The organism is Roseococcus microcysteis (assembly GCF_014764365.1).
Classification (GTDB): Bacteria; Pseudomonadota; Alphaproteobacteria; order Acetobacterales; family Acetobacteraceae; genus Roseococcus; species Roseococcus microcysteis.
The window spans coordinates 3,384,699-3,397,049 of sequence record NZ_CP061718.1; the positions used below are offsets into that span (position 1 = coordinate 3,384,699).

10 protein-coding genes are annotated in these 12,351 nt (G+C 71.5%); 3 read left to right on the forward strand and 7 right to left on the reverse strand.

What is annotated here, in order from left to right:
• Nucleotides 1–32 precede the first annotated feature (32 nt).
• From ccoG to ccoN, 5 genes are read right to left on the reverse strand one after another with little or no spacing between them, the layout of a single operon-like run.
• Nucleotides 33–1,523, reverse strand: a complete 1,491-nt coding sequence (gene ccoG, locus ICW72_RS16325; RefSeq protein WP_191083675.1) for a cytochrome c oxidase accessory protein CcoG — start codon at nt 1,521–1,523, stop codon at nt 33–35.
• A gap of 7 nt (nt 1,524–1,530) precedes the next feature.
• Complete coding sequence (gene ccoP, locus ICW72_RS16330) at nt 1,531–2,400, reverse strand: cytochrome-c oxidase, cbb3-type subunit III (RefSeq protein ID WP_191083676.1); 870 nt, start codon at nt 2,398–2,400, stop codon at nt 1,531–1,533.
• A gap of 4 nt (nt 2,401–2,404) precedes the next feature.
• Nucleotides 2,405–2,560 carry a cbb3-type cytochrome c oxidase subunit 3 gene (locus tag ICW72_RS16335; protein WP_191083677.1) on the reverse strand — a complete coding sequence of 52 codons (156 nt, stop codon included), beginning with the start codon at nt 2,558–2,560 and terminating at the stop codon, nt 2,405–2,407.
• A 14-nt stretch (nt 2,561–2,574) separates the two neighbouring features.
• Nucleotides 2,575–3,306, reverse strand: coding sequence for a cytochrome-c oxidase, cbb3-type subunit II (gene ccoO, locus ICW72_RS16340; RefSeq protein ID WP_191083678.1), 732 nt, complete (start codon nt 3,304–3,306; stop codon nt 2,575–2,577).
• A 14-nt stretch (nt 3,307–3,320) separates the two neighbouring features.
• Nucleotides 3,321–4,760, reverse strand: coding sequence for a cytochrome-c oxidase, cbb3-type subunit I (gene ccoN, locus ICW72_RS16345; protein ID WP_223880636.1), 1,440 nt, complete (start codon nt 4,758–4,760; stop codon nt 3,321–3,323).
• Nucleotides 4,761–5,011: 251 nt separating this feature from the next.
• Here ccoN and ICW72_RS16350 point away from each other — a divergent pair, with 251 nt between their 5' ends.
• Nucleotides 5,012–5,797, forward strand: coding sequence for a DUF2189 domain-containing protein (locus tag ICW72_RS16350; RefSeq protein ID WP_191083680.1), 786 nt, complete (start codon nt 5,012–5,014; stop codon nt 5,795–5,797).
• 64 nt (nt 5,798–5,861) lie between these two features.
• Here the strand turns inward: ICW72_RS16350 and ICW72_RS16355 are convergent, their stop codons facing one another.
• Together ICW72_RS16355 and ICW72_RS16360 are read right to left on the reverse strand one after the other, a co-directional pair.
• A complete protein-coding gene (locus ICW72_RS16355; RefSeq protein WP_191083681.1) occupies nt 5,862–7,037 on the reverse strand; it encodes a sodium/glutamate symporter in 1,176 nt (391 codons plus the stop codon).
• 32 nt (nt 7,038–7,069) lie between these two features.
• The gene (locus ICW72_RS16360; RefSeq protein WP_223880637.1) at nt 7,070–7,885 is read right to left on the reverse strand and encodes an N-acetylmuramoyl-L-alanine amidase family protein; all 816 of its coding nucleotides are present in this window, start codon (nt 7,883–7,885) and stop codon (nt 7,070–7,072) included.
• 653 nt (nt 7,886–8,538) lie between these two features.
• Here ICW72_RS16360 and ICW72_RS16365 point away from each other — a divergent pair.
• A complete protein-coding gene (locus ICW72_RS16365; protein WP_191083683.1) occupies nt 8,539–11,487 on the forward strand; it encodes an Rne/Rng family ribonuclease in 2,949 nt (982 codons plus the stop codon).
• The gene (locus tag ICW72_RS16370; protein ID WP_191083684.1) at nt 11,484–12,272 is read left to right on the forward strand and encodes an enoyl-CoA hydratase/isomerase family protein; all 789 of its coding nucleotides are present in this window, start codon (nt 11,484–11,486) and stop codon (nt 12,270–12,272) included. Before ICW72_RS16365 ends, ICW72_RS16370 begins: the two co-directional genes overlap by 4 nt.
• The last annotated feature ends 79 nt before the right edge of the window (nt 12,273–12,351 follow it).

A 12,351-nucleotide genomic window follows, 5' to 3' on the forward strand; every position in this document is an offset into this window, starting at 1 on the left:
GCGTTCCCCCGAGGGGCGTTCCATCGTCATGCTCATCGGCGGGGTCCCATGAAGGCGCTGTGTTGCGTCACCAGCGTGCGGCCGGAGCCGTCCACCAGGCGGAAGGTGATGGGCGTGCTGTCGCGCAGCCTGAGGCCGGGCGGGGCGGTGACCAGCGCGCGCCATTGCGTGATGCCGTCATCGCGCGTGGTGAGGATGGGGCGGCCGGCGGCGTCCTCCATCGCGTCCTGCACGGTGAGGCTCAGGCCCTGCGGCCCATCCAGCACCAGCGCCAGGTGCAGATCCTCGCCGCGCGTCTTGTTGGCGAGCTTCAGCGTGTAGCCGTTGCGGATGCCGCCATCGGAGAGCTGCACGAAAAGCGGCGCGCGGTCGCGCTCGACCGAGAGGGTGAGCGTGGCGCGCAGCATCCAGGCGCCCAGCATGAGGGCCACCACGCCCATGATCACGCCCGCATAGATCAGCGTGCGGGGGCGGATCTTCTTCTGCGGCACGCGGGCGGCCATGCCGGCGGCGTTGCGCGCGGGGCCGGGGGCCATGCCGGCCACGGCGGCCTGGCTGGCGGCCAGGTTCTTCAGCGTCTCGAAGGCGATGAGGCCCTTGTCGCGGCCCAGCTTCGCCATCACGTCGTCGCAGGCATCCACGCAGAGGCCGCAGCCGATGCATTCGAGCTGCTGCCCGTCGCGGATATCAATGCCCGTGGGGCAGACATGCACGCAGGCCTTGCAATCCACGCAGTCGCCATGCGCCGCGTCGGGCTTGCCGCGCGGTTCGCCGCGCCAGTCGCGATAGGTCACGACCAGGGAGTTGTCGTCCAGCATCGCGCCCTGGAAGCGCGGCCAGGGGCACATATAGGTGCAGACCTGCTCACGCGCCGCACCCGCCAGCACGTAGGTGGTCGCGGTGAAGAGGGCGAAGAAGCCATAGACGGTGAGCGAGGCCTGGCCCGTCAGCATCGCCCAGGTCACGGTTGGCGCGTCGTTGAAATACATGATCCAGGCGCCGCCGGTCGCCATCGCGATGAACAGCCAGGCGGCGTGCTTGGAGAGCTTCAGCTTCCACCAGCGGCCATCCTTGGCGCCCTGGTCCAGCTTGATGCGCGCGTTGCGGTCGCCCTCGATGCGGCGCTCCACCCACATGAACAGGTCGGTCCAGACCGTCTGCGGGCAGGTGAAGCCGCACCAGAGGCGGCCATAGAGCGAGGTGACGGCGAAGAGGCCGATGGCGCCCAGCACCAGGGCGCCAGTCAGGAAATAGACCTCCTGCGGCCAGAGCTCGATCCAGAGGAAGAACAGGCGGGCATGGGAGATGTCCACCAGCACCGCCTGGTCCGGCACGCCGGGCCCGCGGTCCCAGCGGAACCAGGGCACGACGTAGTAGAGGGCCAGCAGCACGACCAGCACGGCCCATTTGATGTTGCGCACACGCCCCTTGACCGCGCGCGGCTGGACCTTCTGGTGGCTGGCGTAGAGCGAGGGCTCGGGCTTCTTGTCCACCTTCGGCCGCTCCGGCGCGATCTGGTTCATGGCGTGCTCACTCACCCCCGCCGAGGGCGTGGACGTAGACGGTGATCATGTTGATCATCGCGGGGTCGAGCCGCCCGCGCCAGGCCGGCATGACGCCCGCGCGGCTGTAGGCGATGGAGCGCACCACGCTGGCGCGGTCGCCGCCATAGAGCCAGATCTGGTCGTTGAGACGCGGCGCGCCCATGTCGCGGTTGCCCTCGCCGCCATCGCCGTGGCAGCTCGCGCAGTTCTCGGCATAGAGCTCGCGCCCGCGGGTGACGGCGGCGGGGTCCGCGCTGCGGCCCGAAAGGCTCAGCACGAAATCCGCCGTGTCGTTGATCTGCGCCTGGGTCAGCATGCCGGTGGCGAGGAAGGCGGGCATGGCGATGCCGCGTTCCTCGTCGCTCTCGCCCGCGCGCACGCCGTGGCTGATGGTGGTGTGGATGGCCTCGAAACTGCCGCCCCACAGCCAGTCATCATCGGCGAGGCTGGGGAAGCCGCCGCTCGCACCCTGGCCGCCCGCGCCATGGCAGCCGGCGCAGTTGTTGGCGAAGCCCACGCGGCCACCGGCCAGCGCGAAGCCGCGCAGCTCGGGGTCGGCCGCGATCTGCTCGGCGCTCACCTCACGCAGGCGGGCCAGCATGGGGGCCTGGCGGGCGCGCTCGGCGTCCATCTGCGCGGGCAGGGCGCCGCGCGCGGTCCAGCCCGTCAGCCCCGTCCAGCCCTGCACGGGGATGGCCGGATAGAGCACCACCCAGACCGCTGCGAAGAGGATGGTGGCGTAGAAGGTGTAGAGCCACCACTTCGGCAGCGGCGTGTTCAGCTCCTTCAGCCCGTCCCACTCATGGCCGGTGGTCTCCTGGCCGGTGATGCTGTCCTTCTCGATCTTGGTCGGCATCGGTTCAGCCTTTCCCGCCGTCGCGGAAGATCATCTCGCCATGCCGCTTCCAGTCCTGGCGGCGCGAGGGTTTGAGGGTCCAGATCAGGATTCCGCCGAAGAGGACGAAGAACCACACGACCCAGAGGGTGGAGAAAAGCCATTGCAGCTCGACGAGCATGGGTGCCGCTCCTCCTACTGCTGGCGCAGCTGCTCGGGCGTCACGTCGCGGAAATCCACGAGCGTGCCGAGCATCTGCATGTAGGCGACCAGCGCATCCATCTCGGTCACCACGGCGGGGTTGCCGTCGAAGGCCGCCTGGCGGGCGCGGGCGTAGCGGGACTGGAAGCCCGTGGCGTCGCGATCCGGGCGCGCCTGGGCTTCCAGGTCGGCCCGCGCGTTCGCGATCATCTCCGCGGTGTAGGGCACGCCGAGCGCCGCCTGGGCGCGCAGGTGCTGCTGGATGTTGCGCGTGTCGAGCGGCCGGTCGAGGAAGGCGTAGGGCGGCATGATGCTCTCGGGCACCAGCGCGCGCGGGTCACGCAGATGCGCCGCCTGCCAGTCATCCGAATAGCGGCCGCCCACGCGCGCGAGGTCCGGCCCCGTGCGCTTGGAGCCCCACTGGAAGGGCCGGTCATACATGCTCTCGGCGGCCAGCGAGTAGTGGCCGTAGCGCTCGGCCTCGTCGCGGAAGGGGCGGATCATCTGGCTGTGGCAGGCGTAGCAGCCCTCGCGCACATAGATGTTGCGGCCCATCAGTTCGAGCGGCGTGTAGGGGCGGATGCCCTGCACGCGCTCGATCGTGGTCTCGACCGTGAAGAGCGGCACGATCTGCGCGAGCCCGCCGATCGAGACGGTGATGAGGGTGAGCACGCCGAGCAGAAGGATGTTCCGCTCGATCATGCCATGGCTGAATTTCTTGAGCATGGCGGGGGCTCTCCTTACTCGGCGGCCATGCGGACGGGCGCGGGCGCGAGGTCGCGCTCCGCCTCGGGCGCCTCGGCCACGGTGATGGTCTTGTAGACGTTCCAGGCCATGAGCAGCGCGCCGGTCAGGTAGAGCACGCCACCCAGCACGCGGATCACGTAGTAGGGATGCATGGCGGCGACCGTCTCGACGAAGCTGTATTGAAGGAAGCCCAGCTCGTCATAGGCGCGCCACATGAGGCCCTGCATGATGCCCGAGACCCACATCGCGGTGATGTAGAGAACGATGCCGAGCGTGGCCAACCAGAAGTGCCACTCGATCAGCCGGGTGCTGTACATCTTCGCGCGCGACCACAGCGCCGGCACCAGCCAGTAGAGCGCGCCGAAGGTGATCAGCCCGTTCCAGCCGAGCGCGCCCGAATGCACGTGCCCGATGGTCCAGTCGGTGTAGTGCGACAGGCTGTTCACCGCGCGGATGGACATGACCGGGCCTTCGAAGGTGGACATGCCGTAGAAGGCGACGGCGGTGACGGAGAAGCGCAGCCCCGGATCGGTGCGGAGTTTGTCCCAGGCGCCCGACAGCGTCATGATCCCGTTGATCATGCCGCCCCAGGAGGGCATCCACAGCATCACCGAGAACACCATGCCCAGCGTCTGCGCCCAGTCGGGCAGGGCGGTGTAGTGCAGGTGGTGCGGGCCGGCCCAGATGTAGAGGAAGATGATGGACCAGAAGTGCACGATGGACAGCCGGTAGCTGTAGATCGGCCGGTTCGCCTGCTTCGGGATGAAGTAGTACATCATGCCGAGGAAGCCCGCGGTCAGGAAGAAGCCCACCGCGTTGTGGCCATACCACCACTGGATCATCGCCCCCTGCACGCCGGCCGGCGCCGAGTAGGAGAAGCCGCTGCCCCAATGGATCGGCAGGGAGATGTTGTTGCCGATGTGCAGCATCGCCACCGTGATGATGAAGGCGAGCAGGAACCAGTTGGCCACGTAGATATGCGGCTCCTCGCGCTTCACCAGCGTGCCGCCGAAGCCCACCAGATAGGTGACCCAGAGCACGGTCAGGAAGATGTCGATGAACCACTCGGGCTCGGCGTATTCCTTGCCCTGGCTGTAGCCCAGCACGTAGCTGAGTGCGGCCGAGACGATGAAGAACTGGTAGCCCCAGAAGATGAACCAGCCCATCTCCTCGCCGCCGAACAGCCGCGCGCGGCAGGTGCGCTGCACGATGTAGAGGCTGGTGCCGATCAACGCGCTGCCGCCGAAGGCGAAGATCACCGCGCTGGTGTGGACCGGCCGCAGCCGGCCGAAATGCGTCCATTCCAGGTCGAGGTTCAGCAGCGGCCAGGCCAGCTGGGACGCGATGACCACGCCCACCAGGAAGCCCACGATGCCCCAGAACATGGTGGCGATGGCGAAAGCGCGGATGGGGCCGTCCACGTAGTCGGGCATGGGTCTCGGGGCTGACATGGCCCCTGGTTGCGTGGCGCTCAGCGTGGCCATCCTTGCTGTCCTTCCTCATCAGGCGGCGCGTCTCGGCCGCCGGGGCGATGGAGGCGCGCGGCCACCGGGCCGGGCTGTTCTCCATGCGGCCGGAAACAAGCATCCCACTCCGTCAACGTCCTTGATTTGGATCAACCGCATGGTGCGATGCGGCGATGCTATAAGCGGCGCGCAAGCCGAGCAGCGCAGGGCCACCCGACATGAGCACCGAGACCACCGCCGAAGTGATGCCCATCACGGGCCGCATCCGACGTATCGCGACCGACCGTCCCTGGACCTGGCTGACGCTGGGCTGGCGCGACATGATGGCGAACAAGCCCATCAGCCTCGCCTATGGGGCGGTGCTGACCCTGGCCGGCTGGGTGCTGGCCCTGCTGCTGTTCGAGATCGGCACCGCCTGGGCCATCCTGCCCGCCACGGCCGGCTTCTTCATCATGGCGCCGATCCTGGCCGCGGGCCTCTATGAGGTGAGCCGCCGCCGCGCGGCGGGCGAGGCGGTCACGCTGGCCGAGGCCGTCGCGGGCTTCCGCCGCAACCCCACGCAGATCGCGATGATGGGCGTGACGCTGCTGGTCCTGCACCTGTTCTGGACGCGCATCGCGGGGCTGCTCTTCGCGCTGTTCTTCGGCATCAACTTCGCGCCCAGCCTCGCGCAGCTGCCGCTGGCCATGCTGCAGAGCGATCAGCTGCTGCCCTTCCTGGTGGTGGGCACGGGCTTCGGCTTCGTGCTGGCCGCGGTCACCTTCGCGGTGGCCGCCATCTCCATCCCGATGCTGCTGGACAAGCCGGAGGTGAGCTTCCTGGAGGCCGCCACCGTCTCCATCCAGGCGGTGATGGAGAATTGGCGGGCCATGGCGCTCTGGGCCGGGCTGATCGTGGTGTTCACCGGGCTGGCGCTGGTGCCCTTCTTCCTCGGCCTCGTGATCGTGATGCCGTTGATCGGGCATGCCACCTGGCACGCCTACAAGGACCTCGTCGCGCGGTAGGAGCCGTTCAGGCGGCCGATTCACGTCCTCGGTGATGCCACCGAGGACGATCGGGCGCCTGCTGCTATCTGGCGAACAGGGGCAGCACCAGGATCAGGCTCAGCAGCAGGGCGTTCGCCAGCGTGACGAACAGCCCCGCCGTGAGCGAGACGATGAGGATGGCGCGCGGCATGGGGCCGTGGCGGTTCTCCATCTCGCGCATGGTGGCCACGGCGGTCGCGGTGGAGCCGATGGCGAAGCCGAAGAAGCCCGCGGCGCAGACCGCGGCCTCGGCGTCGCGGCCCATCACGTGGAACACCAGCCAGCGCGCGAAGAGGGCGGTGGCCAGCGTCTGCGCCGCCAGCAGCAGCAGCAGCGGGCCGGCCAGCGCCACCAGCTCCCACAGGCGCAGCGCCGCCATGGCGAGTGCGAGGAACAGCGCGAGCGTGACACCCGACAGCGCCTCCAGCGCGGGCGGCGGAGGCGGTTGGCGCAGTGGCGCCAGGATGAGGTTCCGCAACAGCACGCCCGCCAGCAGCGCCCAGAGGAAATCGGGCAAAGTCACCGGCCAGTTCCGCGCCAGCGGCACCAGCGCCAGGGCGGCCGCCACGCAGAGCAGCACAAGGGCGAGGGTCGGCGCCAGCGCGGCCTCATCCGGGCGGCGGGGCGGGGGCGGGGGCGAATCGTCGCCGGCCGGGCCGAAAGCGCCGCCCCCCAGCCCGCGCGCCACCGGCCCCGCCAGCAGCCCGCCGATGACGATGCCAAGCGTGGAGGCCGCCACCGCCAGTTCCAGCGCCGCCGGCAGGCCGTAGTCGCGCGCGAAGAGCGCCCCGAAGGCCGCCCCCGTGCCATGCCCGCCCACCAGCGTGACCGAGCCCGCCAGCAGCCCGATCAGCGGGTCGAGGCCGAGTGCCAGCGCCAGCCCCACCCCCAGCGCGTTCTGCGCCAGGATCAGCGCCACGGTCAGCAGGGCGAAGCGGGCCAGCAGCGCGCCGCCTTGCAGCAATTGCCGCAGGTCGGCCGAGAGGCCCACCGTGGCGAAGAAGGCCAGCAGCATGGGCTCGCGGATGGCGGCGCTGGTCTCGGGCACGGGCGCGCCCGCCAGATGCAGCAGCGCCACGCCCAGCGCCCAGGCCGTGCCGCCCGAGACGGGTTCGGGGATGTGCCAGCGTGTCAGCGCCGGAAAGCCCCGGTGCAGCGCCCGGCCGAGCAGGATGACCAGGGCGGCCACCGCCAGGCTGCCCACCGCGTCCAGCGCCATGAAATTCCTCAACCCCTTGTCAGGGAGAGCACTTACACCGGCGCGGCCAGCGTCTCCACACCCGCCACGCGCGGGCCGGCCAGATAGCGGTTCACCGCGCCGGCCAGGGCGCGGGCCAGGCGCGCGCGGTGGGCCGGGGTGTTCAGCAGCGCCTCGTCGCGCGGGTGGGAGAGGAACCCGCCCTCGACCAGCACGGCCGGCACGTCGGGCGCCTTCAGCACCACGAAGCCCGCGCGGCGGTGCGGCTGGTTCAGCAGTTGGAAATCGCCTTCCAGCGCGTTCACCGCCAGCCGGGCGACACGGGTGGAGGCGGCATGCGTCTCCTGCCGCATGAGGCTGAGCAGGATGCGCTGCACCTCGGGCGAGACGGAGGGCAGGCGCAGCCCGCCCGCGCGGTCGGCCAGGTTCTCGCGCCGGGCGAGTGCGGCGGCCAGCGCGTCCGAGGCATCCTCCGAAAGGGTGTAGACCGAGGCGCCGCGCAGCCCCGAGGCCTGGCCCGGCGGGGCGGCATCGGCGTGCAGCGAGACCAGCAGCGCGGCCTCCTGGTCCCGCGCCACCTGCACGCGGCGGCCGAGCGGCACGAAGACGTCGCGCCCGCGCGTCAGCACCACGCGGCAGCGGCCGCCGGCCAGGAGCTGGCGGCGCAGTTCGATGGCCAGCGCCAGCGTGATGCGCTTTTCCTGGGTGCCGCCGGGGCCGATGGCCCCCGGATCGGCCCCGCCATGGCCCGGATCGAGCACCACCACGGGCAGCCTGGCGGCCGGGCGGCGCTGGGCCGCGGCGGGCGAGGCGCCCCATGCCAACCCCGCCATGGCGGCGAGCCAGGCCCGCCGATGCATATCCTTCATATGGTCGCGCCCCCCAGCGCGGCGGCGTGACCCCCCGATCACGCCAGGGGGCAGTCTAGCCTGAAGCGCCCCCGGAATCCACCTTCGGCTGCCTTCGCGCCGGGCAAACCGCCCGTTGGCTGGGCAGGGCCAGGGGAAAACCTGGGCGCGATGGCAATGGGCGCCTTGTGGGACGGGGGCGCGGCGCGTAAGGTGAACCGCCCCAGCGATAGGTGTTGCGGGCGGAACGGGGCAGGCGGCAGACGCGCCACCCCTGTCGCGGCCTGGTCCGATGCCCCCTCCCGGAAGGGAGACCGGCGGCGCCATCCCTGACAAGGGGGGCGGGCCGGGCAGGCATCCACCACAATCCGTGACCTGTTCCGCCGGTCTCATCCGCGGTGCATGAGTCCTGCCGTCCGCGGCGGGGCCTGCCGCACTATCGCCCGCCCGTGTCGGGCGCACATGAGTGGGGGTGCAGCCATTGGGCCTGCCAGCCCGCCGCGCGCGCAGCGCCGGCACCGCCAACGGCAGGCCCCCGAGCGAGGAAAGACGCCCGATGTCCCCGACATCGCCGGATGGCCAATCCCGCCCGGACTCCGTCCCTTCCTTCCCATTGCGCGCCCTCCCTGCCCTGGCCCTGCGCCGGGCGGGCCTGCGCGCGGAGTTTTTCCCGCATGACCAAGCGCATGTTGATCGACGCCGCCCACCCGGAGGAGACCCGGGTGGTCGTCATGGATGGCCACCGCGTTGACGAATTCGACCTGGAGGCCGCCAATCGCCTCCCGCTGAAGGGCAATATCTACCTGGCCCGGGTGGTCCGGGTCGAACCCAGCCTGCAGGCCGCCTTCGTCGAATATGGCGGCAACCGCCACGGCTTCCTCGCCTTCGGCGAAATCCACCCCGACTACTACCAGATCCCCGTCGCCGACCGGCAGAAGCTGATCGAGGCGCAGGAGGCCGAGGCCCGCGAGGAAGCCGAGGCCGAGGCCCGCGAGGAAGAGCGTCGCGTCCAAAGGGAGACCCAGCGCGAGGCGCAAAAGGAAGCCCAGAAGGAAGGCCAGCGCGCCGCCGCCAAGGCCATGGCCGAGCAGCGCCGCGCCGCCGCCCAGGCCATCCTGGACGCGACGCCGGGCTCCGAAGCGCCCGTCGAGGACCTGCCCGAGGGCGAGGTGGCCGAGGCCCTGGCCGCCGAACTCGCCGCCGAGGATGCCGCCCGCGCCCGCGACGCCGAGGAGGCCGCCGGCGAGGAAACCCTGCCCGACGACGTGGTGGCCGAGGCCGGCGCCGATGAGGGCGAGGGCGGCGACGGCCAGGAGGAGGGCGAGGAGCCCTCCGGCCGCGTGGAAATCCTGCCCCCCTCCGACAGCCCGCGCCCCGAGACCATCGGCGTGAACGAAGGCGATGCCGAGGGCGATGCGGAGGCCGAGGCCGAGGAACAGGCGCGCGAGCGCCGCTCCTCCCCCCGCTTCCTGCGGAACTACAAGATCCAGGAGGTCATCCGTCGCCGCCAGATCCTGCTGATCCAGGTGGTGAAGGAGGAGCGCGGGTCGAAGGGCGCGGCGCTCACCACCTATATCTCCCTGGCCGGGCGCTTCTCCGTGCTGATGCCGAATTCCCCGCGCGGCGGCGGCGTGTCGCGCAAGATCACCTCGGCCGCCGACCGGCGCCGCCTGCGCGAGGTGATCGAGGAGCTGGAGATGCCCAAGGGCATGTCCCTCATCGTCCGCACCGCGGGCGCGCAGCGGCCCAAGCCCGAGATCCGGCGCGACTGCGAATACCTGCTGCGCCTGTGGGACGGCATCCGCGAACGGACGCTGGCCAGCACCGCGCCCGCGCTGATCTATGAGGAAGCGGACCTCATCAAGCGCTCCATCCGCGACGGCTATGCCCGCGACATGGACGAGATCTTCGTCGAGGGCGACGAGGCCTACGCCCAGGCGCGCGAATTCATGGGCATGCTGATGCCCGAGCACCTGGGCAAGATCAAAGCCTATCGCGACGGCGCCGTGCCGCTCTTCTCGCGCTTCCAGGCCGAGGCGCAGCTGGATGCCATGCACGACCCGAATGTGCAGCTGAAGTCGGGCGGCTACATCGTCATCAACCAGACCGAGGCGCTGGTGGCGATTGACGTGAACTCCGGCCGCTCCACGCGCGAGCGCAACATCGAGGACACGGCGCTCAAGACCAACATCGAGGCGGCGGAGGAGATCGCGCGGCAGCTGCGCCTGCGCGACCTCGCCGGGCTGATCGTGATCGACTTCATCGACATGGACAGCAACCGCGCCAACGCGCTGGTCGAGAAGAAGCTGAAGGACGCGCTGCGCCATGACCGCGCGCGCATCCAGGTGGGCCGCATCAGCCATTTCGGCCTGCTGGAGATGTCGCGGCAGCGGCTGCGGCCCTCGCTGGCCGAGACCACCTTCATCACCTGCCCGCATTGCCAGGGCCGCGGCGTGGTCCGCAACATCGAGAGCAGCGCGCTGGCCGCGCTGCGCGCCGTCGAGGAAGAGTGCGCCAAGCGCCGCGCCGCCGAGATCACGGTGCGCGTGACCAGCGCCGTGGCGCTCTATCTGCTGAACCGCAAGCGCGACCGCCTGGCCGATATCGAGGCGCGCTGGGGTGTCACCGTGCTGTTCGAGCCCGACGACACGCTGATGGGCGCCGAGACGCGCATCGAGCGCAGCAAGGCCCCGCCGCCGCCGCCGGCCGAGGAGCGGCCCAGCGCGCTGCGGATGGATTTCGCGCCCCAGCCCGAGGAAGCCGAGGAAGAGGCCGAGGAGGGCGAGGCCGAAGCACCGGCCGAAGCCGCCACCACCTCCGCCAATGGCGAGGAGAACGGCCGCCGCCGCCGTCGCCGCCGTGGCCGTGGCCGCCGCGAGAATGGCGATGCCGGGCAGGCCTCCGAAGGAAGCCCGGAAGGTGAGGGCGAGGCGGACGGCGAGGGCGAGGCCCCCGAGGCCAAGGCGGCCCCCGAGGCGTCGGACGCCGAGGCCACGCCCGACGAACCCTCCGCCGAGGGCGAGGAGGAGGCCAACCGCCGCCGTCGCGGCCGTCGTGGCGGTCGCCGCCGGCGCGAGGGCGAGGCGCCTGAGGGTGGCTCCCCCGCCCCTGCCACGCGTGAGGCCAAGGGCTACGAAGGCCCCACCCCGGCCGACCCCTTCGCGGGCACCTCGGACGGGCTGATGGCGGCGATGGAAGCGGCCGAAGCCGCGGCCGAGGCGGCGCTGGCCGCCGCGCGCGCGCCCCGGGCTCGCCCCGCGTCGGCGCCTGAGCCCGCGGCGGCGCCTGAGCCCTCGGCGGCGCCTGAGACGGTGACGCTGATGGTCGAGGCGGAAGCCGTCGCGGCCGCCGAGGTGGCGCCCGTTGACGTGGCACCCGCAGAGGTGGTGGCCGAGGCAGCGCCCGAGACGGCGCCGGTGGCCGAGGCCGCCCCGGTGGAGAGCCCCGTGGCGGAAGCGCCGGTCGTGGCGGCGCCTGCTCCGGAACCCGTCGCGGCGCCCGCCCCCGAACCCGCGGCGCCCGAACAACCCACCGGCCCTGTCATCGGCCCCGCCATCATGCCCAAGCCCGTCGAGGAAGTGGCCGCCGCCGCCCCGCGTCGTGGCGGCTGGTGGAAGAAATGAGCGCGCCGCCCGTCCTGGTCTCGCGCGAGGGGCCGGTCGTGCATGTCACGCTCAACCGGCCCGAGCGGCGCAACGCCATCGGCGGCGGCATGGGCGAGGCGCTGGACGAGGTGATCGCCTCCCTCGCCACCGACCGTGACGCGCGCGCCGTGGTGCTGCGCGGCGCGGGCGGGCATTTCTGCGCCGGGCTCGACCTCTCCGAGGTCGGGCAGGGCAGCCCGGAGGAACGGCTGGCCGGTGGCCAGGCGCGCAACCGCGCCATCGGCGAGCGTTTCCGCAAGCTGTCCGCCCTGCCGCAGGTGGTGATCGCGGCGGTGGAGGGCGCGGCCCATGCCGGCGGCCTCGGCTTCGTCTGCGCCGCCGACCTGGCCTTCGCCACGGCGGATGCGCGCTTCGCCGCGCCCGAGGTGCGGCGCGGCCTGGTGCCCGCGCAAATCCTGCCCTGGCTGGTGCGCCGCATGGGCCGCAGCCAGGCCACGCGGCTTGTGCTGGAAGGCCGGGTTGTGGATGCGCCCGCCGCCTTCCGCATGGGGCTGCTGCACGAGGTGGTGGCGGACCGCGCGGCCCTCGACGCCCTGCTGGCCGAGGTGCTGTCCGCCCTGCGCGAAGGCGCCCCCGGCGCCTTGGCCGAGACCAAGGGGCTGCTGGCGGCCCTCGGCCCCATCTCGCCCGAGGGCTATGCCGAGGCGGGTGTGGCCGCCTTCGCCCGCACCGCCGCCGGCCCCGAGGCCGAGGAAGGCATCGCCGCCTTCCGCGAGAAGCGCCGCCCCGCCTGGGCGGGCTGAATTCTTCGGCGGGGGGTGTAACCTCCGCCGCGCCCGCGCCGAAAACATGGCGTGAACGCCGCGAAACCGGGCTAGGCTC